We start from the raw sequence: 26,973 nt of genomic DNA on the forward strand, positions 1-26,973 counted from the left end.
GGGTGTCCCTCGTGTCTCTACGCACCGGTGTCGCTCCCCGGTGTGAGGCCGGCGAGCAGGTTGAAGGCGCCGGTGAGGATGTTGAGTGCGACGACGCCGACGACATCGGCCAGCACGCGGTCGCTGTAGCCGTGCTCCCGCAGCGCGCTGATCTGTTCGTCGGTGATCGACGTCGGCTCGCGATAGGCCTGGAGGGCGAGGGTGATGATCGCCGCGATCGCGGGATCGGCCGAGGTTCCCGCGTGGGCTCGCTCGATCTCCTCCTCGTCCACTCCCATGGCGCGGGCGGCACTCACATGCGCGTCGAGGCAGAGCCCGCAGCCCTGGAGTGCCTGGACGGCGATCGAGATCCGTTCGCTGATTCTGCGGTCGAGTTTGGCTCGTCCCATGGCCCTGCTGAGCTGGAGGTATCCGCCCAGGACAGCCGGGGAGTGCGCCATCGTGGAGACCATGTCGCCGACCTGACCATGGCGGGAGACCAGGTCGGCGAGGAGGTCGCGCGAGGCGCCGACCGCCGTGTCGGGCGTGAGGCGGGTCAGGCGGGGCATGACGTTCCTTCCGATGGGGCTGCTTTCATCCGGTCAGTGGTGTGCGTGGTGGTGGCTCCCGTGCTCGGGTGCTGTGGTCCGTACCGTGAACTCGGCTGTTCGGACGACGTCGTCGTGCTGGAAGTCCAGGTACAGGCGGTAGGTGCCGGCCGACGGCGCGGCCGCCATGAAGGCGATCCCGGGTCCCGGTGCGGTGGTGCCGTCACCGGGTTCGCCCTCCGGGTGGACGTGGAGGTAGCCCAGGTCGCCGACCCGCAGTGCCACCAGGTGCCCGTACGCGGCCAGGTAGGGCTGCAGGTCGGTGACGGGGCGGCCGTTCCGGCTGACGGTGAGGGTCAGTTCGCTCGCCTCCCCGGGCAGGAGTTCGCCGTCGAGCGTGACGGTGTACTCGCCGATCCGCGCGACCCCGGTGGCCTCGGGCAGCGGCCGCGGGTCGTACGGCCCGGCGACCGCGACGTCGATCCCCAGCGTCATGGTCCCGTGGTGGCCGACTGGGTGGAAGTCCGCGAAGAACCTCCAGTCACCCGGTTCCAGGGCCAGTTCGATGCTCCAGGTGCCCTTCTCGTCCCTCACCGGGTGCACGTGCTGGAACCCGGCCGTGTCGCGCCGGACAGCGATGAAGTGCAGTTCTTTGTCGTGCTCGGGCACGAACTCGGTCACTGCCTGTCCGTCGGGGCCGATCACCCGGAAGCTGACCGGCTGCACGCCGGCGGCGAGGATGGTCGAGTCGAGCTCGAGGGTGTACCCGTTCTCGGAGACCGACAGCCCACCGGGCTGGACTCCACCGTGGTGGCCGCCGTGGACACCGTAGGTGGTCTGGTCGTGGCCGGAGTGATTCCTCATGACATCTCCCAGGGGTGTGGTGCGCCTTCTGGCGTTGTTCGCTCAGGGCGTTGATCATAACCATATACCCCCAGGGGGTATTCCTTGTGGGGATGCCCAAGCTGTGGAACGAGACGATCGAGGAACACCGCAGCGCCGTGCGGGACGCGACGCTCGACGCGACCGCCGCGCTGGTGGCCGAGCACGGCCTGATGTCCGTGACCATGTCGCGGATCGCGCAGGAGGCCGGCATCGGGCGGGCGACGCTCTACAAGTACTTCCCGGACGTCGAGTCGCTCCTCGCCGCCTGGCATGAGCGGCAGGTCGCCCACCACCTCGAACAGCTCGAAGCCGTACGGGACCGCGCCACGGATCCCGGTCGGCGGCTCCACGCCGTCCTGGAGACGTACGCGCTCATCTCGTACGAGCGTCACGGCCACCACGGCACCGACGTGTCCGCCCTGCTCCACCAGGGCCCGGCCATCACGCAGGCTCACCAGCGGCTCATGGCGCTCGTCAGGGACCTCGTCGCCGAGGGCGCCGCGAGCGGCGCGCTGCGCGACGACGTCGTCGCCGATGAGCTCGCCGCGTACTGCCTCCACGCCCTCGGCGCGGCGGCGGGGCTCCCGTCGAAGGCGGCGGTACGACGACTCGTCGGGGTCACGCTGGCCGGGCTGCGGCCCTCGGACCGTCCCGTCGGGGACGGTACGTCGACGGCCTGGGACGGCGCTGGGCACGGCGACGGGCACGTCCCTCGTCACGGCTCTCGATGAGTCGGGGGCAGCGGTGCCGCCGCCTTGCGCGGTGACGCGGTCGCACCGGCCGGGCCGAGCGGTTCACGCCCACAGGAGGTCCGCGGCCGACGTGACGCTATGCTCCCCGGCATGGTTGTGGTCCGGGCGACTCGTAGCGTGCCGCGGTCCCGCTCTCGTGCGGCGGGCCCGTGGCGAACGTGGGTGCTGGCCTCGCTTCTCCTCGCGCTGATGTACACCCACGGTGTCAGCGCGGAGAGCGCCGCCGGTCACGCCCACCTCGGGGCGCCGACCCACGCGGTAGCCCTGAACGTTCCGGACCCGAGCTCCGCCGGGCACAGCCACGAGGCTCCCGACCCGCACGCCGGCCACAGGCCATCCGACCATCAGGATGCTCCGGAACCCGATCACGCGGCTCACGAGTGTGCGTCCGGCCAGCCACAACAGGGCGCTGCGCTGCCCGTCCCGAGCGAGGCCCCGGCCCTTCATCGGCCTCCGTACGCGTACGCATCCGGCGCCGCTCGACCTGCCCCGGCCCTCATGGTCTCTGCCTCCGCGCCGGACTCAGCGGTCCTACGGATCTAGGCCTTCACGCCGCCCAACCGGTCGACCACCTGTTGGGCACTCCCCAGAGCCATCTCCTCCCGTGCACCCATGGCCGCGCCAGGCCATGCCGTGCGGTGGCGCGCGGCCGGAGTCATGGCGCGACTCACGTCGCGCTGTGCCCAGCGAGTCCGATCTTCGGCCCCGCCCTGCCCGCCTGTCTCGTCGAGAGCCCCAGGCCCCACCGAACTTCCCGTGAAGGGTCCGCTTTGTCCTCCTCGCCCGGTCTTGCCGCGACGACCCCGCCCCCGACCCCGTCGCAACCGACCCGCAGCCGACGCCGCTCCGACAGCAGACGGGAAGGCGCCTTCCTGCCGTGGCGCTATCTCGGCTATGTCGGCTACTACGTAGGCGCCGGCCTCATCAGCGGTGCGGTGGTCCACCACCCCATGGCACCTGCCCGCTACTCGATGATCGCCGCGTCCGGCGTCCTGGTCTTCCTGCTCGCGACCGTTCTCAACGACATCGTCCTCGCGTTCGAGAGGCAGCCGCTGTCACGCATCGTGCGCGTGCTCGGTACCTCGACGATGCTCTCGTTCGGTCTGGGCATGCTCAGCGGCGGTATGCAGCACTTCGCGGATCTCCCGGAACGCTGTGCCGTGCTGATACCGCTCGGCATCGTCCTCTCCTTCGTCGCCTTCTTCCTGAAGGAGGCCAAGAGGCCCTGGCGGCGCATCTTCGGGCTCATGGGTCTGGCCATTCTCGTCGTGACGGCCCTCACCTTCCTCGGCCTGCGGCATCTCGCCCCCACCATGGCCCAGTCCGGTGGCGGGCACAGCCACAGCGATGTCGTGCCCGAGAAGGGAAGCGACGAAGGCCCCGAGGGCGACCACCCCAGCGACACCACCGATCCGACGTCCCAGCCCACCGCCTCTCCGCACGCCACCCGTCCCAGCAAGGAGCCCGGACATGACGACGGACACCAGCACTGAGATGCGGCCCGGGGCATGCCGCTTGCTGCAATCACAGCAAGAAGTCTGTAACTTCCCGACTCTATTTGCGCTAGGGTTGCGTCCGTGACGCGAAGACTTGCTTTGGTGGCGAAGAAGGTCGGGGTCAGCGAGGCCACGGTCAGCCGGGTTCTCAACGGTAAGCCGGGGGTCTCGGAGGCCACTCGTCAGTCGGTGCTCACCGCACTGGACGTCCTGGGCTACGAGCGCCCCACGCAGCTGCGTGGGGAGCGGGCCAGACTGGTGGGGCTGGTTCTGCCGGAGTTGCAGAATCCCATCTTCCCGGCCTTCGCCGAGGCCATCGGTGGCTCTCTGGCGCAGCAGGGTCTCACGCCGGTGCTCTGCACGCAGACCAGGGGCGGCGTCTCGGAGGCCGACTACGTGGAGCTGCTCCTGCAGCAGCACGTGTCCGGCGTGATCTTCGCCGGCGGTCTCTTCGCGCAGGCCGACGCGCCGCACGACCACTACCGGCAGCTGGCGGAGCGCAACATCCCCGTCGTCCTCATCAACGCTCCCATCGAAGAGCTTGATTTCCCGTGCGTCTCCTGTGACGACATGGCGGCGGTCGAGCAGGCGTGGCGTCACCTCTCTTCTCTGGGGCACGAACGCATCGGGCTGGTCCTCGGCCCCGAGGACCACATCCCCTCGCGCCGGAAGCTGACCGCGGCGCGGGCGGCCGCGACCGCGGCGGGGACGACACTGTCCGAAGACGTCGTGCAGCGCTCGATGTTCTCGCTCGAGGGAGGGCAGGCGGCCGCGGGGCGACTGTGGGACCGCGGGGTGACCGCGGTCATCTGTGCGAGTGACCCGCTGGCCCTGGGCGCCATCAGGGCTGCTCGCCGGCGTGGGCTGGTCGTTCCCACCGATGTGTCCGTGCTCGGTTTCGACGACTCGGCCTTCATGAACTGCACCGAGCCGCCGTTGTCGACGGTGCGGCAGCCGATCGAGGCGATGGGACGGGCCGCCGTCGACCTTCTGTGTGCCCAGATCCAGGGGACGCAGACCCACCCCGGTGAGCTGCTCTTCGAGCCGGAGCTCGTGGTCCGGGGCTCCACCGCGCCACCGCCCGACGCCTGAGCCCTCTGAGGGTCCCAGGGGCCAGACCTCACGGTCTGGCCCCTTTTTCCTGTGCCCGGACACGGTGTCGCGTCCGCCCCGTTGACAAAGTGGTGACCTGGCGGAAACCTGTCACCCGGCATCGCAAAAGATTGACTGAATAGCTCAAAAACACTTGCTGACACTCACATGTTCCCTCCGAGGCCATGGAAGGTGTCGTGCGAGGACTCTGTCGACGTTCACACGGTGCATCCGCCTCCCGCGCCCCGTCCTGCTTCAGGGGGAGTCACGGTCGGCTGCCCGGGTGAGGAATCAAGAGGACTTCATGCGATTCAGAAACCAGGGGCGACGAGTGATCGTCGGCTCGGTGATGGCGGGTCTGATAGGGGTGGGGATGCTCCCCGCTCCCGCCCATGCCGCGGAGGGCCCGAACCTGGCCCTGGGCAAGCCCGCCCGTGCGGGCGGGACGAACGGCGGCTACGTCGCCGGCAACGTGACGGACGGAAGCCAGGCCTCCTACTGGGAGGGCCCCAACGGGGCGTTCCCGCAGTGGGTGCAGGTCGACCTGGGGGCACGTACCGAAGTCGACCGGGTCGCGCTGAAGCTGCCCGCTTCCTGGGGCTCCCGTGTCCAGACGCTGTCCGTGCTGGGCAGCACGGACGGATCCTCGTTCACCGCGCTCTCCGGCTCGGGTGCGCGTACCTTCGATCCGGCGAACGCCAACACCGTCAGCATCCCCGTCACCGCGACCACGGCCCGCTTCGTCCGCGTACAGGTGGCGGCGAACACCGGATGGAACGCGGCCCAGCTGTCCGAGCTGGAGATCTACGGTGAGGAGGGTGACGGCGGGCCGGTCGACCCGCCGCCGAACGGCACCAACCTGGCGCGCGACAGGCCGATCGAGGCCTCCTCGACCACCCAGTCGTATATGGCCGCCAACGCCAACGACGACAATGCCGGCACCTACTGGGAGTCGGCCGGCTTTCCGGCCACCCTGACCGTGAAGCTCGGCTCCAACGCCGATGTCGAGGCGGTCAGGGTCCGGCTCAACCCCGATCAGGTGTGGGGCCCGCGGACCCAGGCCATCGAAGTGCTCGGACGCGAGCAGTCCGCGTCCGGCTTCACCTCCCTCAAGGCCCGTGCCGACTACGCGTTCAGCCCGTCCTCCGGGAGCAACTCCGTCACCATCCCGGTCACCGGCCGGTACGCGGACCTCCAGCTGAAGTTCTTCTCCAACAACGGCGCTCCCGGCGCCCAGGTCGCCGAGTTCGAGGTGGTGGGTGCCGCCGCTCCGAACCCGGACCTCACGGTCACCGATCTGACCTGGACCCCCTCCTCGCCGTCCGAGACGGACGCCGTCGAGGTCAGCGCGACCGTCCGCAACGCGGGCACCTCCGCCTCGCCGGCCACCTCGGTCAGCGTGAGCCTCGAAGGCACCGTGGCGGGCACCGCGCAGGTCGGCGCGCTCGCCGCCGGCGCCTCCACGACCGTCAAGATCCCTGTCGGCAAGCGGGCCATGGGCAGCTACACCGTCTCCGCCGTCGTCGACCCGGCGGGAACCGTCGTGGAGCAGGACGACACCAACAACAGCCGGAACGGCTCCTCCAAGCTGGTCGTCGGCCAGGCGCCCGGCCCCGACCTCACGGTCACCGCGATCACGCCGAACCCGGCCGCTCCGGCCGTCGGCACGCAGGTCTCCTTCACGGCCACGGTCCAGAACCGGGGCACCACCGGTGTCGCCGCCGGGACCGTCACGCGGCTGACCGCGGGAACCACCACCCTGAACGGGACCACCCCCGCCGTCGCCGCCGGTCAGTCGGTCACCGTGCCGATCTCCGGCACCTGGACCGCCGCGAGCGGAGGGGTCAACCTCACCGCGACGGCCGACGCCACCGCGACCGTGGCCGAGACGAACGAGAACAACAACGTCTTCAGCCGTTCGCTCGTCGTGGGCCGCGGCGCCGCGGTGCCGTACACGGAGTACGAGGCGGAGGACGCCCGCTACCAGGGCACCCTGCTCACCGCCGACGCCAAGCGGACCTTCGGCCACACCAATTTCGCCACCGAGTCCTCCGGCCGCAAGTCGGTCCGGCTCACCTCCACCGGTGAGTTCGTCGAGTTCACCTCCACCAACGCCGCCAACTCCATCGTCGTGCGCAATTCGATCCCCGATGCCGCAGGCGGCGGCGGGCGGGAAGCCACGCTGAGCCTGTACGCCGACGGCCAGTTCGTACGGAAGCTGACGCTCTCCTCCAAGCACAGCTGGCTCTACGGCACCACCGACGACCCGGAAGGCCTCACCAACACCCCGGGAACCGACGCCCGCCGCCTGTTCGACGAGTCCCACGCTCTGCTCGCCCAGTCCTACCCGGCCGGCACAAAGTTCCGCCTCCAGCGGGACGCCGGTGACACGGCATCCTTCTACGTCATCGACCTGATCGACCTGGAGCAGGTCGCGCCCCCGGCGGCCCAGCCGGCCGGCTGCGTCTCGATCACCACCTACGGTGCGGTGCCCAACGACGGTCTCGACGACACCGACGCGATCCAACGCGCCGTGACGGCCGACCAGAAGGGCGAGATCCCCTGCGTGTGGATCCCGGCGGGCCAGTGGCGCCAGGAGCAGAAGATCCTGACCGACGACCCGTTGGACCGGGGGATCTACAACACGGTCGGCATCCGTGACGTGACCATCCGCGGCGCCGGTATGTGGCACTCGCAGCTGTACACCCTGACCCCGCCGCACCAGGCGGGCGGCATCAACCACCCGCACGAGGGCAACTTCGGCTTCGACATCGACCACAACACCCAGATCTCCGACATCGCCATCTTCGGCTCGGGCACGATCCGCGGCAACAACGCCGACGAAGAGGGCGGCGTCGGTCTCAACGGCCGCTTCGGCAAGGGCACCAAGATCAGCAACGTCTGGATCGAGCACGCCAACGTCGGCGTCTGGGCCGGCCGCGACTACACCAACATCCCCGAGCTGTGGGGACCGGGCGACGGCGTCGAGTTCAGCGGCATGCGGATCCGTAACACCTACGCCGACGGCATCAACTTCGCCAACGGCACCCGCAACTCCACCGTCTTCAACTCGTCCTTCCGCAACAACGGCGACGACGCGCTGGCCGTCTGGGCCAGCAAGTACGTCAAGGACACCTCGGTGGACATCGGCTCCAACAACCACTTCCGCAACAACACGATCCAGCTGCCGTGGCGGGCCAACGGCATCGCGATCTACGGCGGCTTCGGCAACACCATCGAGAACAACATCATCGCCGACACCATGAACTACCCGGGCATCATGTTGGCGACCGACCACGACCCGCTGCCCTTCTCCGGCCAGACCCTCATCTCCAACAACGCCCTGTACCGCACGGGCGGCGCGTTCTGGAACGAGGACCAGGAGTTCGGGGCCATCACCCTGTTCGCGCAGGGCCAGCCCATCCCGGGCGTCACCATCAAGGACACGGACATCGTCGACTCGACGTACGACGGCATCCAGTTCAAGACCGGTGGCGGTGAGATGCCGAACGTCAAGATCACGAATGTCCGGATCGACACGTCGAACAACGGCTCCGGCATCCTCGCGATGAGCGGCGCCCGCGGCAGCGCCACGCTGTCGAACGTGACGATCACCAACTCGGCCGAGGGCGACATCCTGGTCGAGCCCGGCTCGCAGTTCGTCATCACCCGCCCGTGACACCGTCACCGGCGCCCGAGGCGCCGTGACCGCGGGGGCCGGCCACGGCGGTGGCCGGCCCCCGCCCAGGCCGCAACTCTCCCACCGCTCGCGGCAGACGAGCGACAGACGCGAGCCCCAGGGGAATCCGACGAGCCGTGCCACGCAGCCTACGGGCGCGCGAGGCCGAGATCGAGGACACATGAGAAGACAGAACTGGCGTTCGCGGAGCATGAGCGCCCTGATCGCGACGAGCCTGCTCGCGCTGGGCGGTCCGCTGATGACCGCCCAGGCCGCCGGGGGACCCAACATCGCCGTGGGAGATCCCGCGGCGGCCAGCAGCGCCCTGCCCGAGTACGGCGCCGCCCACATCACCGACGGCAATCAGGGAACGTACTGGCAGAGCTCCGGCTCGAACCTCCCGCAGTGGGTCCAGACCGACCTCGGTACGAGCACCCGCATCGACGAGGTCGTCCTGAAGCTTCCGGCGGGCTGGGAGAGCCGCCACCAGACGCTCGCCGTCCAGGGCAGCGCCGACGGCACCAGCTTCAGCACCCTCAAGAGCTCGGCGACGTACGCCTTCAGCCCCGGCGCCGGCAACGCCGTCACGGTGAGCTTCCCGGCCGCCCAGGCGCGCTTCGTACGCGTCGACATCACCGCCAACACCGGCTGGCCGGCCGCCCAGCTCTCCGAGCTCGAGGTGCACGGCGCCGACGGCTCCTCGGCGAACCTGGCCGCCGGCAAGACGCTCACCGCGAGCAGCCACACCGAGGTGTACGCGCCGGGCAACGCCAACGACGGCAACAAGGCCACCTACTGGGAGAGCCGCAACAACGAGCTGCCCCAGTGGCTGCGGGCCGACCTCGGCTCCTCCGTCCGCGTCGACCGCGTCGTGCTGCGCCTGCCCGACGGCTGGGGCGCGCGCAGTCAGACCCTGAAGATCCAGAGCAGCGACAACGGCACGGACTTCACGGACCTCACCGCCTCGAAGGCGTACGAGTTCACGCCGTCCGCCCAGAACACCGTGACGATCCCGTTCGGCGCGACCACCGCCAGGTACATCCGGGCCCTCGTCACGGCGAACACCGTGCAGCCGGCCGCCCAGCTCTCCGAGCTGGAGGTCTACGGCCCCGGCACCGGTGACACGCAGGCGCCGACGGCTCCGGCGAACCTGACGTTCACCGAGCCGGCGAGCGGTCAGGTGAAGCTGACGTGGAACGCCTCCACCGACAACACGGGTGTGACCGGTTACGACGTCTACGCGAACGGCGCGCTGCTGACGAGCGTGGCGGGCAACGTCACCACGTACACGGACAACCGTCCGGCGAACCAGACGGTGACCTATCACGTCAGGGCCAAGGACGCGGCCGGAAACCAGTCCGCCGACAGCAACACCGTCACCCGGCGGGCCGACTCCGGTGACACGCAGGCGCCGACGGCTCCGGCGAACCTGGCGTTCACCGAGCCGGCGAGCGGTCAGGTGAAGCTGACGTGGAACGCCTCCACCGACAACACGGGTGTCACCGGTTACGACGTCTACGCGAACGGCACGCTGCTGACGAGCGTGGCGGGCAACGTCACGACGTACACGGACAACCGTCCGACGAACCAGACCGTCACGTATCACGTGCGGGCCAAGGACGCGGCCGGCAACCAGTCGGGCAACAGCAACACCGTCACCCGCGACGGCAGCGGCTCCACCGGTTCCGACCTGGCCGTCTCCAAGCCCATCAGCGCGTCCTCCACGGTCCACAGCTACGCGGCGGAGAACGCCAACGACAACAACACGAGCACGTACTGGGAGGGCGCGGGCGGCAGCTACCCGAACACCCTCACCGTCAAGCTCGGCGCCAACGCCGACCTCGACCGGCTGGTCCTGAAGCTCAACCCCGACACCGCCTGGGCCGCGCGCAACCAGACCATCGAGGTCCTCGGCCGCGAGCAGAACGCGTCGGGCTTCACGAGCCTGGTCGCCGCGAAGAGCTACACCTTCGACCCGGCCGGCGGCAACACCGTGACCGTCCCGGTCACCGCGCGCGTCGCCGACGTCCAGCTGAAGTTCACGGCCAACTCCGGATCCGCGGCCGGCCAGCTCGCCGAGTTCCAGGTCGTCGGCGTGCCCGCGCCCAACCCGGACCTGGAGGTGACCGGCCTGACCACGACGCCGGCCGCCCCGGTCGAGTCGGACGCGATCACCGTGTCGGCCACCGTACGCAACACCGGCCCGGCCGCCGCGCCGGCCAGCGCCGTCGCGCTGCGCCTGAGCGGCACCAAGGTCGCCACCGCCCAGGTCGGCGCCCTCGCCGCCGGAGCGCAGACCACGGTCACCGCCTCCCTGGGGGCGCGGGACGCCGGGTCGTACCAGCTCAGCGCGGTCGCGGACGAGGCGAACGCGGTCGTCGAGCAGAACGAGACCAACAACACCTTCACCAGCCCGAGTGCGCTCGTCGTCAAGCCGGTGTGGAGCTCCGACCTGGTCGCCGCCTCGGTGACCACGTCGCCGTCGAGCCCGGCCGCCGGCGACACGGTCACCTTCAAGGTGGCCGTGAAGAACCAGGGCACCCAGGCGTCCGCCGCGGGCGCCCACGGCGTCACCCTCAGCCTGGTCGACTCCACGGGCGCGACGGTCAAGACCCTCACGGGGGCGCACACCGGGGCCATCGCCGCCGGAGCCACGGCCGAGGTGAACCTCGGCCCCTGGACCGCGGCCAACGGCTCGTACACCGTGAGGACTGTCCTCGCCGACGACGCCAACGAGCTGCCGGTCAAGCGGGAGAACAACACCTCCACCCAGCCGCTCTTCGTGGGCCGCGGTGCCAGCATGCCGTACGACATGTACGAGGCGGAGGACGGCACGGCCGGCGGCGGCGCGACCGTCGTCGGTCCGAATCGGACCGTCGGCGACATCGCGGGCGAGGCCTCCGGCCGCAAGGCGGTGAACCTGGACGCGACCGGCGAGTACGTCGAGTTCACCACCCGGGCCGCCACCAACACCCTGGTCACCCGCTTCTCGATCCCGGACGCCCCGGGTGGCGGCGGCATCGACTCGACCATCAACGTCTACATCGACGGGGTCTTCACCAAGGCCCTGCCGCTGACCTCGACGTACGCGTGGCTCTACGGCAACGAGACCAGGCCGGAGAACGCGCCGTCCGCCGGCGGACCCCGCCACATCTACGACGAAGCCCACGTCATGCTGGGGAGGACGGTCCCGGCGGGCAGCAGGATCCGGCTGCAGAAGGACGCGGCCAACAGCGCCGCGAACTACGCGATCGACTTCGTCAACCTGGAGCAGGTCACCCCGGTCGCCAACCCCGACCCGGCCGCGTACGCCGTCCCGGCGGGCTTCGGGCAGCAGGACGTCCAGAACGCGCTCGACAGGGTCCGCATGGACTCCACGGGCAAGCTCGTCGGCGTCTATCTGCCGCCCGGCGACTACCAGACGTCGAGCAAGTTCCAGGTCTACGGCAAGCCGGTGCAGGTCGTCGGCGCCGGCCCCTGGTACACGAAGTTCCACGCGCCCGCCTCGCAGGACAACACCGACGTCGGCTTCCGGGCCGAGGCCGCGGCGAAGGGCTCGTCCTTCCGCAACTTCGCCTACTTCGGCAACTACACCTCGCGCATCGACGGTCCCGGCAAGGTCTTCGACTTCGCCAACGTGACCGACATGGAGATCGACAACGTCTGGACCGAGCACATGGTGTGCCTCTACTGGGGCGCCAACACCGACCGGATCACGATCAAGAACTCGCGGATCCGGAACATGTTCGCCGACGGCATCAACATGACGAACGGCTCCACGGACAACCACGTCGTCAACAACGACGCCCGGGCGACCGGTGACGACAGCTTCGCGCTGTTCTCGGCGATCGACGCCGGCGGCGCCGACATGAAGAACAACGTCTACGAGAACCTCACGTCGACCCTGACGTGGCGCGCCGCGGGCGTGGCGGTGTACGGCGGCTACCGCAACACCTTCCGTAACATCCACATCGCCGACACGCTCGTCTACTCCGGCGTCACCATCTCCTCGCTGGACTTCGGCTACGCCATGAACGGCTTCGGAACCGAGCCGACGACGCTCGAGAACATCTCGATCGTCCGGGCCGGGGGCCACTTCTGGGGCAACCAGACCTTCCCCGGCATGTGGCTCTTCTCCGCCTCCAAGGTGTTCCAGGGCATCAGGGTGAACAACGTCGACATCGTCGACCCCACCTACAGCGGCATCATGTTCCAGACGAACTACGTCGGTGGACAGCCGCAGTTCCCGATCAAGGACACCGTCATCACCGACATCTCCATCACCGGAGCCCGTAAGAGCGGCGACGCCTGGGACGCCAAGTCCGGCTTCGGCCTCTGGGCCAACGAGATGCCGGAGTCGGGCCAGGGCCCCGCCGTCGGGGAGGTCACCTTCAACGGGCTGCGGATGAACGGCAACGCCGTCGACATCCGTAACACCACCTCCACCTTCAAGATCACCATCAATCCCTAGCCACGACACCTCCGGCCGTCTCCTGGAGGCACCCCCGTCGGCGCAGGCCTCTCCTTCGAGGCCTGCGCCGGCCTGCGCCCGTCTGCCCGGACGGAGGCGCCCTCGCCGACTGTCGTGATCAACAGGACTAGCCTGGGGAACAGGCGGGCCACAGCGACAGGAAGGACTCGTGATGACGACCACGGCTCGGGCGACGGTGCAGCATGACGATGAGCGCGTACGCGTCACACGCTGGGACTTCGAGCCCGGAACCAGCACGGGCCCGCATGTCCACCAGTACGACTACGTCGTGGTGCCGCTCACCGACGGCACGATCAGGATCCTCGCGCCCGGTGGCGCCGAAGGCACATCGGAGCTGAGCGCGGGCGAGTCCTACGCACGCCCAGCAGGCGCGGAGCACGAGGTCGTCAACGCCGGCGACGCGCCGCTGGCCTTCGTGGAAATCGAGCTCAAGGCAGCCGCGGCGCACGCATCGGCACCTGCCGCCTCCTGAACCACCGCTCCCCGCAGGCGGCCCGGAGACCCCGGCCCCGCACTGCCGGTGATCCTCACCGTCCACCGATGCACTCGGGAACGCGCACCTGGGAAGCCACCTCGCCCTGCGGCAACCGCGCAACCTTAGGGGCCGTAGCGGAGTCTGAAGGGGAAATACGGTCGTCGAAAGAAGGATGCCGGTGGACGAGGTCCTGGTGAAGGCAGTGATGTGGGCTGCTCGCGGTGCGGCACTCGCCCTCGACTACCTCAACCTACGCGCTGGCTTCGAGCAGTTCCGGCGCGACGTTCGAAAGAGCCGTCGCTAGCGTCCAGCGCGGAGAACTGGTCAGAGCCACTCGAGGCTGCGACCAGCACTGTCGCTTCGTAGCGGACGGCGAGTTTGTCGCACCTGGTAGCGACGGCACGATGGCGCTTGAGCCGGTTGATCCCGCACTCGACCGCGTGCCGCTGCTTGTAGTCGTCTCTGTCGAACTTCGGCGGCCGGCCGCCCCGCGATCCACGTTTGAGGCGGTTGCGGACCCGGTCCGCAGGCACCGGAATCGTGGCCTTGATCCCGCGTCTGCGCAGGTAGGACCGGTGCTGTGGGAGTCGTACGCGTTGCCCGCGCGGACACGATCAGGGCGGACGCGTGGCCGGCCCGGCCCGAGGCGCGGCACGCGGACTTTTTCCAGCACGGGCTCGAACTGCGGCGAGGTCCCCGCGCTGTCCCGCCGTCACCACGATCGACATGGGCTTCCGACCCTGCTCGACTGCCAGGGACTGGAGCCGGGTGAGGATCCGGTGCCAGGCCCCGTTCCGCTGCCAGCGGCGGAACAGGTCGTAGACCCGGCCCCACGGCCCGTACTCGATGGGCACATCCCGCCACGGAACTCCGGTCCGGACCCTGAACCGTATGCCGTCGATCAACCGCCCCGCGCTGCCCCATGCTGCTCCACGTGTCGATGCGGTGCGGGCTGATTCTGGCGCGGTTACGCGTCACTGTCAGGCAATTACGAAATCAGCGCGAGATCTTGCGTTCACTTGTCGGTGGTGATTGAGTGTGCCGCGCCCCACAACGCACCGGCGATGGGGCGACCTCCACGTTCTTCCCGAAGGGGACCACCCATGAGAAGTGCCCGGCTCCGCCGCAGCCGCCGTGTCGCCGCAGTCACCCTCGTCTCCGCCCTCTCGCTGACCGGGCTCGCCGCCTGCGGCACGAGCAGCAGCGGCGACAACGGCAGCGACGGAGCCCAGCAGAGCGGCTCCTCCGACCCGTCGGCCCCGCTCGACCCGAAGGCCAAGGTCACGCTCACGATCGACTGCATGCCGCCCACGGCGAAGGCGGCGGAGCTCAAGGAGTGGAAGGAGGACGTCGCCGAGTTCAACAAGACGTACCCGAACGTCACCATCGAGGGCCGCTCCACCCCCGGCCAGTGCCTGGAGCCGCCGCGCTTCACCGCGATGCTCAAGGCCAAGTCCCAGCCGGACGTGTTCTACACCTACTTCACCGACCTGCCGCAGGTCCTCTCCGAGGACGGCGCCGCGGACATCACCGCGTACGTCAACGACAAGAGCGTGCCGCTCCTGAAGGACATCGACCCGAACGTCCTCGGCTCCCTCAAGCAGGACGGCAAGCTCTACGGCCTGCCGACCAGCAACTACACCATGGGCCTGCTGATCAACCGCAAGCTCTTCGAGGACGCCGGCCTGAACCCCGACGCGCCGCCCCGCACCTGGGAGGAGGTCCGGGCCGCCGCGAAGAAGATCGCCGGTCTCGGCGACGGCGTCGCGGGCTTCGGCGAGTACAGCGCCGGCAACACCGGCGGCTGGCACTTCACCGCCCAGATGTACAGCCTCGGCGGGGACGTCGTCGACGCGAGCGGCAAGAAGGCCGCGTTCAACAACGAGCTCGGCAAGCAGGTCGTCGAGAATCTCCGCGCCATGCGCTGGGAGGACGACTCCATGGGCAAGACCCAGTTGCTCAAGTGGGGCGACCTGCAGAAGCAGATCGCCACCGACAAGCTCGGCATGTTCCTCGCCGCCCCCGACGACATCGCGTACATGGTCCAGCAGTTGGGCGCGAGGTACGAGAACTTCGGCATGGGCCCGATACCCGGCGGCAAGAACACGCTCGCCGGCGGCAACAACTACATGATCAAGAAGGGCATCTCGTCCGACAAGATCAAGGCAGCCGTCGCCTGGCTCAACTTCAAGAACCTCACCGTCGGCAAGGGCCAGTTCGACTGGGCCCGTACCAAGGCCGACAAGCTCCCGGTGGGCATCCCCCAGCCCAACTTCTGGCTGAACGAGTCCAAGACGAAGGACGACGCCGCCCGCGTCGCCAACGCCACCATGCCGGTCGCGAACTTCAAGGCATTCATGGACAACCCCGTCGCGGGCAAGGCCGAGCCGCCGAAGGCGCAGGAGGTCTACAAGATCCTGGACAACGTGATGTCGGGTGTCCTGACCAACAAGGACGCCGACGTCGACAAGCTTCTCGCCACCGCCGAGGCGCAGGTCAATCAGGTCCTCGCCAACCAGTGACCCGCTCGGGCGGGGGAGGGCCCGCGCCCGCCCCCGCTCCTGCCGCCGCCCCCGCCCGCGGGCCGGACCGTCCCGGGCCTACGCGTCCCCCAACCGCCCGCCCCCAACCGCCCGCCCCCAGCCACCCGTACCCCACCGCCCGTCCGATCGGGCTCCCGAACCGGCAGCCAGTACCAAGGAGCGACGATGTCGGCCCCCAGCCTGACCCCGAGCAAGGCGGACGCCCCCCGCCCCTCCCCGCCGCGCGAAGCGGGCCCCGCGCCGGCCGGCGGCCGGTTCGCCAGGAGTCTGCGGCGTAACCTGACCGCCCACGGCTTCCTCATCGGCGCGGTCCTGTGCTTCGGTGTCTTCTCCTGGTACCCGATGGTCCGGGAGTTCTTCCTCGCCTTCCAGAAGACCGAGAACGGCCGCACGACCTGGGTCGGGCTCGACAACCTGGCGACGGTTGTCAACGACCCGGCCTTCTGGCAGGCGTGGGGCAACACCGGCCTGTTCACCGTCCTCGCCCTCGTCTTCGGCTTCGCGCTGCCCTTCCTGGTCGCGATCGTCATCAACGAGTTCCACCACGGCCAGGGCTACCTGCGCCTTCTCGTCTACCTGCCGGTGATGCTGCCGCCGGTCGCCGCGGTCCTCCTCTTCAAGTACTTGTACGACCCCGGCTACGGCCTGCTCAACGAGCTGTTCACCTCGATCGGCCTGCCCGAGCAGCAGTGGCTCCAGGACCCGGACATCTCGATGGTCGCCGTCGTCATCGCCTCCACCTGGATGAACATGGGCGGCGCGACCCTGATCTACCTGGCGGCCCTCCAGTCCATCCCCGGCGAGCTGTACGAGGCCGCCGAGCTGGACGGCGCGGGACTCCTGCGCAAGATCTGGCACGTCACCGTCCCGCAGACGCGCCTCATCCTCTCGCTGATGGCGCTCATGCAGATCATCGCCACGATGCAGGTCTTCGTGGAGCCCTTCCTGCTCACCGGCGGCGCCGGCCCCGAGGGATCGACCACGACCGTCGTCTACCTCATCTACCAGTACGCCTTCAACTTCAACAACTACGGTGCCGCGGCGGCGCTCGGCCTGCTCCTGCTCGTACTCCTCGCCGGCTTCTCGGCGGCGTACGTCAAGCTCAGCCGCGCCGAGGACGAGTAGGACCGGAGACCAGCCATGTCCACACGCACACTCATCTCGCCGGCCGTCCTCGCCAGGCCGCGCGGCAGGGCCCTCTACTGGACCGTCTTCGCCGCCGTCGTCCTCCTGTTCACCCTGGCCTTCCTCGGCCCCCTCTACTGGCTGGTGTCCAGCGGCTTCAAGGACGCCCAAGAGGTCATCCAGACCCCGCCCACCCTGGTCCCCGGCTCCTTCGAACCGGCCAACTACAGCCGCGCCTGGGAGGTCATGGACCTCGCCACCCTCCTCTTCAACACCCTCTACTACGCCTTCGGCGCGCTCGCCTTCCAGCTCGTCCTGGACGTCGCCGCCGCCTACTCCCTGTCCAAGCTCCGCCCGGTGCTCGGCAAGGCGATCCTCGGCATGATGCTGGCCACCCTGATGATCCCGGCGACCGTCCTCGTGGTGCCCCAGTACCTCACCGTGCTCGATGTCCCCGTCATCGAACGCAACCTGCTCAACAGCCCGTGGGCGATCTGGCTGCCGTCCGTCACCAACGCCTTCAACATCTTCCTGCTGAAGCGGTTCTTCGACTCCCTTCCCAAGGAGCTCCTCGACGCCGCCTCCATGGACGGAGCATCGCCCCTGCGGATCCTGTGGTCGATCGTGCTCCCGATCTCCCGGCCCATCCTCGGCGTCGTGTCGATCTTCGCGGTCGTCGGTGTCTGGAAGGACTTCCTCTGGCCGATGCTCACCCTCCCCGACCCGACGAAGCAGACCCTCAACGTGGGGATCTACTCCCTCTCCAACGGCGTCCCGGTGAACGTCCTCATCGCCGCGCTCACGATCGCCTCCGTACCCACGCTGCTGATCTTCGTGATCTTCCAGCGCAACATCATGAGCGGCCTCACCGCCGGCGGACTCAAGGGCTGACCGGGTCCGTCCCCCTCCTCCTCCCTTCCAACCCCAGAACTTCGTCGCCGGCCCGCCTTCCCGTGCCCCGCCGCGCCGGGCCGGCGACGAAGAACCCCGACCTGCCCGAAAGGACCGTCCCGTGGCAGCCCCTGACACCCCGCGCACCGACGACTGGTGGCGCAGCGCCGCCATCTACCAGGTGTACCCACGCAGCTTCGCCGACGGGGACGGCGACGGCACCGGGGACCTCGCGGGTGTCCGGGCGAGACTGCCCTACCTCGCCGAACTCGGCATCGACGCCCTCTGGTTCACCCCCTGGTACGCCTCCCCGCTGGTCGACGGCGGCTACGACGTCGCCGACTACCGCACCATCGACCCCGCCTTCGGCACCCTCGCCGAGGCCGAGAAGCTCATCGTCGAGGCCCGCGAGACGGGCATCCGGGTCATCGTCGACATCGTCCCCAATCACGTCTCCGACCAGCACGTCTGGTTCCGCGAGGCGCTGGAGGCCGGCCCCGGCAGCCCGGAGCGGGCCCGCTTCCACTTCCGGCCCGGCCGCGGCGAACACGGCGAACTCCCGCCCAACGACTGGCCGTCCCAGTTCGCCGGGAACACCTGGACCCGCGTCCCGGACGGCGAGTGGTACCTCCACCTCTTCACCCCCGAACAGCCCGACCTCAACTGGTCCCACCCCGACGTCCGCCGGGAACACGAGGACATCCTGCGCTTCTGGTTCGAACGAGGCGTCGCCGGCGTACGGATCGACTCCGCGGCCCTGCTCACCAAGGACCCCGACCTCCCCGACTTCGTCGAGGGCGTCGACCCGCACCCGTACATCGACCAGGACGAGATCCACGACATCTACCGCTCCTGGCGGGCGATCGCCGACGAGTACGGCGGTGTCTTCGTCGGAGAGGTCTGGCTCCCCGACGCCGAACGCTTCGCCCGCTACCTCCGCCCCGACGAACTGCACACCGCCTTCAACTTCGCCTTCCTCTCCTGCCCCTGGGAGCCGGACCGGCTGCGCCGCACCATCGACGACACCCTCGCCGAACACGCCCCCGTGGGCGCCCCCGCCACCTGGGTTCTCTGCAACCACGACGTGACCCGCACGGTGACCCGGTACGGCCGCGACGACACCGGCTTCGACTTCGCCAAGAAGCGCTTCGGCACCCCGACCGACCTGGCCCTCGGCACCCGCCGCGCCCGCGCCGCCGCTCTCCTCACCCTCGCCCTGCCCGGCTCCGTCTACCTCTACCAGGGCGAGGAACTGGGCCTGCCGGAGGCCGACATCCCCCGCGACCGCATCCAGGACCCGATGCACTTCCGCTCCGGCGGCACCGACCCCGGCCGCGACGGCTGCCGCGTCCCCCTCCCCTGGGAGGCCGACGCCCCCTCGTACGGCTTCGGCGCCGGTACGGAGCCGTGGCTGCCGCAGCCCGCCGACTGGGCCCGCTACGCCGTCGACCGCCAGGCCACTGACCCCGGCTCCATGCTCACCCTCTACCGCACCGCCCTGGAACTGCGCCGCACCGAGGCCGGATTCGGAGACGGCCCCATGGAGTGGCTGCCGTCCCCCGACGGGGTGCTGACCATCGCCCGCGCGGAGGGCCTCCTCTGCGTGGTGAACCTCTCCGCCGACCCCGTACCCCTCCCACCGCACACCGACGTCCTGCTGGCCAGCGACGAGCTGCCGACCGGCGGCACGCTCCCCCCGGACATCGCCGTCTGGCTGCGCACCTGACCTCGGGGATCGATCGAACCGTGGTCGACGCCCGCCGGTCGGTCAGCTCGGGCGGATCGCTGCCTCGATGTGGGCGAGTTGGACGGCGAGGATCTCCTCGAACGCGGCGCGGCGATCCACCCCGAGGGGGCGGACGTCGCGGGCGAAGTGGGCCAGGGTCGGGAAGCGTTCGGGGTCGGCGCCGAGTACCGCGACGCGAAACAGCTCCATGCCCTGTTCGTACTCTCCCGGGGTGAGGGTGCTGAAACCGGCCTCGGAGGCAACCAGTGCGGCGATGAGGACCGCGAGCCGGTGGTAGCACGCCGGGATCTCCTCGTCGGGCAGCCCCGACGTGCGCAGGGCGTGCAGCGCCTCTTCCATGATGAGCCGGGAACCGGCGCCGCTCGATGCGTAGCGCCCCCAGACCGCGGCGAGCTGGGGCTGCCGCACGAAGGCCTCTCGCACATGCAGGGCCAGGGACGTGATGCGCTGCTTCCAGTCACCCTCGGGGCGGTAGCCGTCCATGGCGGCCAGCAGAACCCGGTCGGCGACCGCGCGCAGCAGTTCGGTCTTGCTGCGGAAGTGCCGGTAGAGGCTGGAGGAATCGGTCCCGAGGACCGCGGCGAGCTTGCGCACGCTGAACGAATCCGCGTCGCCCGTGCGCAGCAGCTCCGCCGCCGCATCCAGGATCTCTTCGGTCGACCAACGCCTTCGGCCTGTCATCTCGCTCCTCTCGCCGAATCTCACCCTACCTGTGCACTTGGTGATGCACGCACCGCGTGCATAATGAGGGCATCGGTATGCCGGGCGGACCGGCATGCCACTGGTGCCCCGTTGCCCGGGCCGAGCGACCGTCGTGGGGCTCACCCCGGGGATGACGAAAGGACGCATGTCGTGAGGAACCCACTGGATCCCGCTGAGCTGAGTGCTGCCCTGGAGAACGTCCACCGCGCCGGGATACCGGGCCTGTTCGCCGAGGTGCGTGCCGGCGACCACGTCTGGCGCGGCGCCGCCGGGGTCGCCGATGTCGCCACCGGCCGCCCCGTCACCGCCGACATGCGGCACCGCGTCGGCAGCATCACCAAGACCTTCACCGCCGCAGCGGTGCTGCAGCAGGTCGAGAGCGGTCAGATCGATCTCGACGCGCCGATCGGCCGGTACCTTCCGAAGCTGGTGCCCGGAGAACGCGGTGACGCGATCACGGTCCGGATGCTGATCAACCACACCAGCGGCCTCGCCGAGTACCTCCCGTACGCCTACCCCTCCCTCAAGGGGATGCCCGTCATCGCGGAAACCGGGCCCCAGAGCCTGGACGACCACCGGTTCACACGGTTCGACCCCGCCGAACTGATCGAGATGGGGGTCACCGCACCTGCCGTCAGCGCCCCGGGCGGTGTTCCGGGGGTGTACTCCAACACCAACTACCTGCTCCTCGTCCAACTCCTGGAACAGGTGACAGGCACCACGGCCGAGCGGTACATCACCCGGCACGTCATCGAGCGCGCCGGGCTCCGGGACACCGCATTTCCCGCCGGGCCGTACGTCAAGGGGCCGCACTCGCAGCTCTACGAGGCGTGGTTCGGCATGATCGACCCGCCGCGCGACTACAGCGTCTACGACATGTCGTGGGTGGGGCCGTCGGCCTCGCTGATATCAACCGTCGCGGACCTCAACCGCTTTTACGGCATGCTGCTGGCCGGGGAGATCATCAGCCCGTCGTCGCTGGCGCAGATGCAACGCACTGTCCCGGTCGTCTCCCAGGAGGGAAAGACGATCGACTACGGCCTCGGCCTGCATCCGATGGAGGGTCCCGGTCAGGGCACCTTCTGGGGCCATGGCGGCACGGTCTGGGGTGGTGGAGCACTGGCCATGATTCGTGCCGACGGCGAGCGGCAACTGGCGGTCGCGGTGAACCTGCAGAGGTGGAACAGGCTCGACTCCTCCGGCACGCCGCAGCCCCATCCCATCGACGACGCGCTCGCGACTCTGTACCGCGTGGCGATGTACGGCTGACCGGGCCGGGGAGCGGCACGGGCGTTCCGTGTCGCACACCCCGCCCGTCCCGTCGACCGGGCACCGGGTGCCCCCTCGTTCACGCGCGGCCGACGACGTTGGGGTCGTCCATCTGTTCCGTCATGTCGGCGGGGGCCGGAGTCCGGGCGGACGACGACGTCGCCTCGGCGACCGTCCTCCGTCGGCGTCCGGTGAGGTAGGTGGCGATCGGCTCGGTGTAGCGGGCGCTGAGCGGGCCGAGGATGACCCCGGCGACCGGGGCGGCCCCACGCTCGACCTCATCGCGCTGTCCGTGATCGCCGCACTCGTGAGTACGGGAGCCCGCCTCGCCGCCGCACCCGGTACCGCCGTGCTCTGCTGGGTGATTCTCAACGGCTTCGCCATCCCGCCCACGGGCAGGCTCACCTGGGCGGCCCCGCACGACGCCGGCCGCCTCGCCTGCCTGCTCGCCGCGGCCGTCATCGGGACGGCTGTCGCTCGACTGGCCCGCGCCTGCGCCGCGTACAGGAAGCTCACCCACTGACCACGGCCACCCGCCCGCCTCTTCGTGCCGCGGTGTTCCCCTCCGTGCAGCACTCCGAGCTGTCGGCGGGAACGGTGCGCTCAGTCTGCGGCCTTGGTGCCGACCGCCCTGGCCGGACGCCGAATGAGGTCGGTGTCGCTCTCCTTGCGGGGATGCCTTGGGCGGAGCCCGACGCCCGCGACCCGACTCGGTCTGTCCCCGGGGGAGAAGCGTCACGGTGCGGGCGCGAGACCCGGCTGTTCGAAGGTGCTCGGCACGGGCAGGGTCGACCAGTGGCCGACCGGCCAGGCGACGACGACGGCGCGGCCGACCACGTCCGTCACGGGCACCATGCCGGCGCGGGGGTCGTTCTGGTGGTAGCGGGAGTCCTGCGAGCTCTGGCGGTGGTCGCCCATCACCCAGAGATGGCCGCTGGGCACCGTGACCTTGAACTGGCCGTCGGCGTCCGTGCTGCAGGCGGTGTTCCCGGGGAAGACGTACGGCTCGGCGAGCGGCTTGCCGTTCACCTTGAGCGGTCCCGTGCCCGCGCATTCGACCGTGTCGCCGGCGACACCGATGACCCGTTTGATCAGGTGCTGCTCTCCGACCGAGGGCATCAGCCCGACGAAGCTCAGGAACTTCTGTGCCGGGTTGGGCTCCTGCACCGGATGGCGCAGCAGCCAGTCGCCGGGATCGCGGAAGACCATGACCTCGCCACGGGTGGGCTCCGAGCCGAACCACGGCGTGAGCTTGTCGACCAGGACGCGATCGTCCTCCTGGAGGGCGTTCTGCATGGAGCCCGAGGGAATGAGGAACGCCTGGAGCAGGAACGTCTTGATCAGAAAGGCCAGCACCAGCGCGACGCCGGCGAGCAGCGGCAGCTCGACCCAGAAGGGGCGAGACCGCTTCGGGCCGGGACCGGAGGCAGAGGCGGCCTCATCGGAAGGACCGTCCTCCGGGCCCTCCCGATCGGTTCGCGCATCGATCACCACGTCGCCCACGTCCACTCCCGACTTCCTCGAATTCACGTTGCCTGAATGGACCTTATGCCCGACGATGCCCGAGTGGCGGCTGACGCCGCTCTGCACCACGTACGGGTGACCTGACGCCCCTCCTCCGTGTCGGCCCCCTCGGCACGCCGATGTCAGCCGCCGTGTTCACGGAGAACCGATGAAACTACCGATCACCATCCATCAAGCACGGCTCGGGTCCACGGAGTTCCGAGTCATCCGACCAGCCCGGCCGCTGGTCCACGCCGTACTCATCGACCACGACCGGCATCTGGACGCCTACCTCGATCAGGATGCCGCGCAGCGAATCGGTGGGCTGTGGACGCTCGCCGCCTCTTCGCCGCGCTCACTGGTCCACCTGCCGATGCGAGCCAACCGGTCCCCCTCCCACGAGCCGCCGGAAGGGAGCGGGCGGCAGCTTGACCTCGTACTGCTGCACCACTCGCTCCAGTTCGCGCCCTCGCGCTGGAAGGAAGTGCGCCGGCGGCTCGGCCCGGGGCGTCCGCAGACGGTGACGTTGCCCGGCCCGGGACACCCGGGCAAAGCCGTGATCGACCATGAGGCACGGCACTACCGGGAGAACCGGGATCTGTTTCACCAGCCTCTCCACGCCGAGACCCTGTTCATGACCGGCAGCGCGAAGGTGTTCGGGGACACCGCCCGGCACTTCCTCGATGTCGCCCGAAACGGTCCCGGACACGTCCCCGTCCATCCGAACTACCCGCACTACTGCACCGAGCTCCACTCCAACGCCGGCATTCTCGGCGACGCTCGCGAGATCCACATCGAGTACTGCGACCAGTGGGACTCATGACCGCGATCGTGGATCGACGCCTGCTCAGGCTTTACGGGCGAGCAGGTGGATCTCCTGGAACTGCCGTCGGTCGGTGGGCTGAGGCTCGCGCACCATCCGGGCCACCTCGGCCAGCCCGGACGTGCGCAGCATCGCGGCGAGGTGATCGGGCGACCACCGGTAGGCCGGGGCGACGGCGTGATCGAAGACCTGCGTCGGGTGCGACGGATCATCGCCCGCCCAGAAGCCGACCAGAAGGTGGCCGCCAGGCGCCAGCACGCGGTGGAACTCCTTCAGGACGACGGGGAGTTCATCCGGTGGAGTGTGGATGATGGACCACCGTGAGAGTACGCCGCCCACCGCGCCGTCGGCGATGTCCAACGCCGCCATGGAGCCCAGGTCGAACCGCAGGTCCGGATAGGCCTGTCGGGCCAACTCGATCATCGCGGGAGAGGCGTCGACACCGAACGCCGTCAGCCCCAGCTCGTCCAGATGAGCGGTGACATGGCCAGGCCCACAGCCCAGGTCCGCGACCTGACCGTCCCCGCTCGCACGGACGGCCTCGGCGAAGGCACCCAGCATCGCGCGGTCCAGGGGACTGTCACGGAGCGTGTCCCGGAACAGTCGCGCATAGGTGGGGGCAGCAGCGTCGTAGGCCTCGAGGGTGGCACTGAGAGCATCGTGTTCGACCATGCTCGCGACAGTAGTTCCTGGCCCCGGGGGCCGTCAGGGGCGGGCGCGGCCTGGTGGTCCGTTCGCGCGCGCCGTCGATCTGGGTGAAGCTCGTGGGGTCGGGCAGGTGGGCCGGCACGCCTGACGGACGGTCGGGGACGTACGGGAGTGAATGAGTGAACGCGGACCACGAGCGCCACGAGCGCCACGGGCGCACCGCCCACGAGGCCCCGGCGGATGCCGACCGCCGCGGCCGGCCGGAGCAGGACGTCCGCAGGTCGGAGCCCGACGGAACCGGTCCCTGGGACGAGGCGGTGCTGGACGCCGTGTTCACCCAGTCCGACGTAGGACTCCACGTCCTGGACACGGACCTGCGCGTCGTCCGCGTGAACACGGTCGCCGTCGGCGTCCGGGGCATCCCGGAGGAGCAGATCGTCGGCCGGCCGGCGGCGGAGGCGTACGCCCCCGCCGGGGTGGTCGTCGACGAGCACCTCCTACGGGACGTCCTCGCCACCGGCCGCCCGGCGCTCGATCACCTGGTCACCGGACGTCCGCCGGTCGACCCCCGCAGCGAGCACGTCTTCTCCACGTCCGCCCACCGCCTCCTGGACCGCGCCGGCCACGTGCTCGGCGTGGTCGTCACGAGCACCGACGTCACCGAACGCGAACGCGCGCAGGCCCGGCTCCACCTCCTGCACGACGCCCACGAGCGGATCGGCTCCAGCCTCGACGTCGAGCGCACCGCGCAGGAGCTGGTGGACGTGACGGTGCCGAGATTCGCCGGATCCGTCGTCGTCGCCCTCACCGACGTCGTACTGAAGGGGCAGGACCCCGGCCTCCAGCCCCGGGACGCGACTCCGCTGCTGCGCTGTGCCGCGACCGGCAGGACGGAGGCCGGCCCCCAGGTCCCGGAGGCGGGATCCCTCCTGCTCCCGGGGATCTTCGGAAGCGAACTGCCGACGGCGGCCTCCCTGCTCCCGCTGGACGGCCGGGGCGCGTCCATCGGCACGCGGCTCGTGGCGCCGTTGGCCGTACGAGGACAGATCCTCGGGGCCGTCGCCTTCCAGCGCGCGGAGGACTCCGAACCGTACGGCCCGGACGACCTCGATCTCGCCGACGCCATCGCGGCCCGTACGGCGACCTGCCTGGAGAACGCTCTGCGCTTCACCCGCGAGCACATCGTCATGACCGCGCTGCAGAGCTGGCCGCTGCACCAGGAGCAGGCCACCCAGCGAGCCGTCGACGTCGCCCAGCGCCACCGGCCCGGCGGCAGCGGCGCCGGCTCCTGGTACGACATCATCCCGCTGCCGGGCGCGCGCGTGGCCCTCGTCGTCGGCCAGGTCGCGTACCCGGGCCTGAGCGCCGTCGCCACCATGAGCCGTCTGCGCACCGCCGTACACAGCCTGACCACGCTGGATCTCGACCCGCACGAACTGCTCGCCCGCCTGCACGCCACCACCCTCCGGCTCGCCGCCGAACACGAGAATGCGCCCGCAGGCGACAACCCGACAGCGAGCTGCACGATCGCCGTCCACGACCCCGTCAGCGGACGACTCGACATCGCGCGCGCCGGCACCTCGCTGTTCGCCATCGTCCGCCCCGACGGATCGGCCGACACGAAGCCGGTCGACGACGGGCCCCTGCTCGGCGCGGAAGGGCCGCCCTTCGCCTGCTCCACGCAGCACCTGCCCGAGGGCAGCACCCTCTGCATGGCCTCCCCTCCGGCATCCGGCGACGACGGGCCGCGGCCGGAGGACCTCATGCGCGCCCTCGCCCGTCCGGAACGCGATCCGGAGGAGATGGCGGACGACGTGGAGCGGCTTCTGTCGCCCGACCGCGTCCTGTTGCTGGCTCGCACACGGCACCTGCCGCCGGGCGAACTGGCCGAATGGAACATCCCCTTCGACTTCTCGGCCGTCGGCACCGCGCGGACGCACGTCGAGGAACGCCTCCGGCAGTGGAGACACCCCGTCGATCCCTTCACGGCGTCGCTCGTCGTCAGCGAACTCGTGACCAACGCCGTACGCTACGGCGCCGCCCCGATCACGCTGCGCCTCATCACCGACCACGACGGCCTGATCTGCGAGGTCAGCGACGCCGGCCCGGCCGCCCCGCACCTCCGCCACGCCAAAGCCGTCGACGAGGGCGGCCGCGGTCTGCTGATCTGCGCCACCCTCGCCCAGAACTGGGGCGTGCGGCACACCGACGAGGGCAAGACGGTGTGGGCGCAACTGGGAGCGGACGAGGCCTCCACTCCGTAAGGCGGCCACCGTCTGTGACGGCTGTGCGGCGGTGCGTACGGCGATGTCACCCGCTTGCCG

Annotated in this window: 19 protein-coding genes and 1 pseudogene; 14 read left to right on the forward strand and 6 right to left on the reverse strand. The window is 69.8% G+C overall.

From position 1 onward, the window contains the following. Positions 1-17: 17 nt before the first annotated feature. Positions 18-548 (reverse strand): carboxymuconolactone decarboxylase family protein, encoded by a 531-nt coding sequence (locus ACFYV5_RS04175; RefSeq protein ID WP_355110008.1) that lies wholly within the window; start codon positions 546-548, stop codon positions 18-20. 33 nt (positions 549-581) lie between these two features. Further along, the gene (locus tag ACFYV5_RS04180) at positions 582-1,391 is read right to left on the reverse strand and encodes a hypothetical protein (protein ID WP_389164080.1); all 810 of its coding nucleotides are present in this window, start codon (positions 1,389-1,391) and stop codon (positions 582-584) included. Between the two features lie 92 nt (positions 1,392-1,483). On the opposite strand from ACFYV5_RS04180, the gene ACFYV5_RS04185 reads away from it, so the two are divergent. From ACFYV5_RS04185 to ACFYV5_RS04210, 6 genes are all read left to right on the forward strand, one after another. After that, positions 1,484-2,143, forward strand: coding sequence for a TetR/AcrR family transcriptional regulator (locus ACFYV5_RS04185; RefSeq protein WP_355109996.1), 660 nt, complete (start codon positions 1,484-1,486; stop codon positions 2,141-2,143). 791 nt (positions 2,144-2,934) lie between these two features. Next, entirely contained in the window at positions 2,935-3,657 is a 723-nt protein-coding gene (locus tag ACFYV5_RS04190; RefSeq protein WP_355109994.1) for a hypothetical protein, read from the forward strand. 84 nt (positions 3,658-3,741) lie between these two features. Next, positions 3,742-4,752 carry a LacI family DNA-binding transcriptional regulator gene (locus ACFYV5_RS04195; RefSeq protein ID WP_389164084.1) on the forward strand — a complete coding sequence of 337 codons (1,011 nt, stop codon included), beginning with the start codon at positions 3,742-3,744 and terminating at the stop codon, positions 4,750-4,752. Positions 4,753-5,056: 304 nt separating this feature from the next. Then, on the forward strand, positions 5,057-8,431 hold the full coding sequence (locus ACFYV5_RS04200; RefSeq protein ID WP_389164086.1) for a CARDB domain-containing protein: 3,375 nt from the start codon (positions 5,057-5,059) through the stop codon (positions 8,429-8,431). Between the two features lie 181 nt (positions 8,432-8,612). Further along, a complete protein-coding gene (locus tag ACFYV5_RS04205; RefSeq protein WP_389164089.1) occupies positions 8,613-12,902 on the forward strand; it encodes a discoidin domain-containing protein in 4,290 nt (1,429 codons plus the stop codon). A gap of 172 nt (positions 12,903-13,074) precedes the next feature. Then, positions 13,075-13,395, forward strand: a complete 321-nt coding sequence (locus tag ACFYV5_RS04210) for a cupin domain-containing protein (RefSeq protein WP_389164092.1) — start codon at positions 13,075-13,077, stop codon at positions 13,393-13,395. A gap of 617 nt (positions 13,396-14,012) precedes the next feature. Here ACFYV5_RS04210 and ACFYV5_RS04215 read toward each other — a convergent pair. Further along, positions 14,013-14,327 (reverse strand): annotated as a pseudogene (locus tag ACFYV5_RS04215) (transposase); the annotation flags it as partial. A gap of 174 nt (positions 14,328-14,501) precedes the next feature. Between ACFYV5_RS04215 and ACFYV5_RS04220 the strand changes: the two are divergent. The 4 genes from ACFYV5_RS04220 (at position 14,502) to ACFYV5_RS04235 (ending at position 19,683) form a co-directional block, all read left to right on the forward strand. After that, a complete protein-coding gene (locus tag ACFYV5_RS04220; RefSeq protein ID WP_389164095.1) occupies positions 14,502-15,920 on the forward strand; it encodes an extracellular solute-binding protein in 1,419 nt (472 codons plus the stop codon). A gap of 186 nt (positions 15,921-16,106) precedes the next feature. Next, positions 16,107-17,066 (forward strand): carbohydrate ABC transporter permease, encoded by a 960-nt coding sequence (locus ACFYV5_RS04225; protein WP_389164098.1) that lies wholly within the window; start codon positions 16,107-16,109, stop codon positions 17,064-17,066. Between the two features lie 15 nt (positions 17,067-17,081). Further along, complete coding sequence (locus tag ACFYV5_RS04230) at positions 17,082-17,957, forward strand: carbohydrate ABC transporter permease (RefSeq protein WP_389164101.1); 876 nt, start codon at positions 17,082-17,084, stop codon at positions 17,955-17,957. Positions 17,958-18,078: 121 nt separating this feature from the next. Next, complete coding sequence (locus tag ACFYV5_RS04235) at positions 18,079-19,683, forward strand: glycoside hydrolase family 13 protein (protein ID WP_389164105.1); 1,605 nt, start codon at positions 18,079-18,081, stop codon at positions 19,681-19,683. 42 nt (positions 19,684-19,725) lie between these two features. Here ACFYV5_RS04235 and ACFYV5_RS04240 read toward each other — a convergent pair whose 3' ends face one another. Beyond that, a complete protein-coding gene (locus tag ACFYV5_RS04240; RefSeq protein WP_355109976.1) occupies positions 19,726-20,385 on the reverse strand; it encodes a helix-turn-helix domain-containing protein in 660 nt (219 codons plus the stop codon). Between the two features lie 171 nt (positions 20,386-20,556). Between ACFYV5_RS04240 and ACFYV5_RS04245 the strand changes: the two genes are divergently transcribed. After that, on the forward strand, positions 20,557-21,675 hold the full coding sequence (locus ACFYV5_RS04245; RefSeq protein WP_389164109.1) for a serine hydrolase domain-containing protein: 1,119 nt from the start codon (positions 20,557-20,559) through the stop codon (positions 21,673-21,675). Positions 21,676-21,967: 292 nt separating this feature from the next. Next, positions 21,968-22,198 (forward strand): hypothetical protein, encoded by a 231-nt coding sequence (locus ACFYV5_RS04250; protein WP_389164112.1) that lies wholly within the window; start codon positions 21,968-21,970, stop codon positions 22,196-22,198. A 212-nt stretch (positions 22,199-22,410) separates the two neighbouring features. On the opposite strand, the gene lepB is transcribed toward ACFYV5_RS04250, so the two are convergent. After that, positions 22,411-23,178, reverse strand: a complete 768-nt coding sequence (gene lepB, locus ACFYV5_RS04255) for a signal peptidase I (protein WP_389165068.1) — start codon at positions 23,176-23,178, stop codon at positions 22,411-22,413. A 169-nt stretch (positions 23,179-23,347) separates the two neighbouring features. On the opposite strand from lepB, the gene ACFYV5_RS04260 reads away from it, so the two are divergent. Further along, positions 23,348-24,001, forward strand: a complete 654-nt coding sequence (locus ACFYV5_RS04260) for a hypothetical protein (RefSeq protein ID WP_389164115.1) — start codon at positions 23,348-23,350, stop codon at positions 23,999-24,001. Between the two features lie 24 nt (positions 24,002-24,025). Here the strand turns inward: ACFYV5_RS04260 and ACFYV5_RS04265 are convergent, their stop codons facing one another. Then, complete coding sequence (locus tag ACFYV5_RS04265) at positions 24,026-24,673, reverse strand: class I SAM-dependent methyltransferase (RefSeq protein WP_389164118.1); 648 nt, start codon at positions 24,671-24,673, stop codon at positions 24,026-24,028. A gap of 155 nt (positions 24,674-24,828) precedes the next feature. Here ACFYV5_RS04265 and ACFYV5_RS04270 point away from each other — a divergent pair, with 155 nt between their 5' ends. Continuing rightward, positions 24,829-26,913: a SpoIIE family protein phosphatase gene (locus tag ACFYV5_RS04270; protein ID WP_389164121.1), complete on the forward strand. Its 2,085-nt coding sequence runs from the start codon at positions 24,829-24,831 to the stop codon at positions 26,911-26,913. The last annotated feature ends 60 nt before the right edge of the window (positions 26,914-26,973 follow it).

The organism is Streptomyces sp. NPDC003035, from assembly GCF_042888285.1.
Classification (GTDB): Bacteria; Actinomycetota; Actinomycetes; order Streptomycetales; family Streptomycetaceae; genus Streptomyces.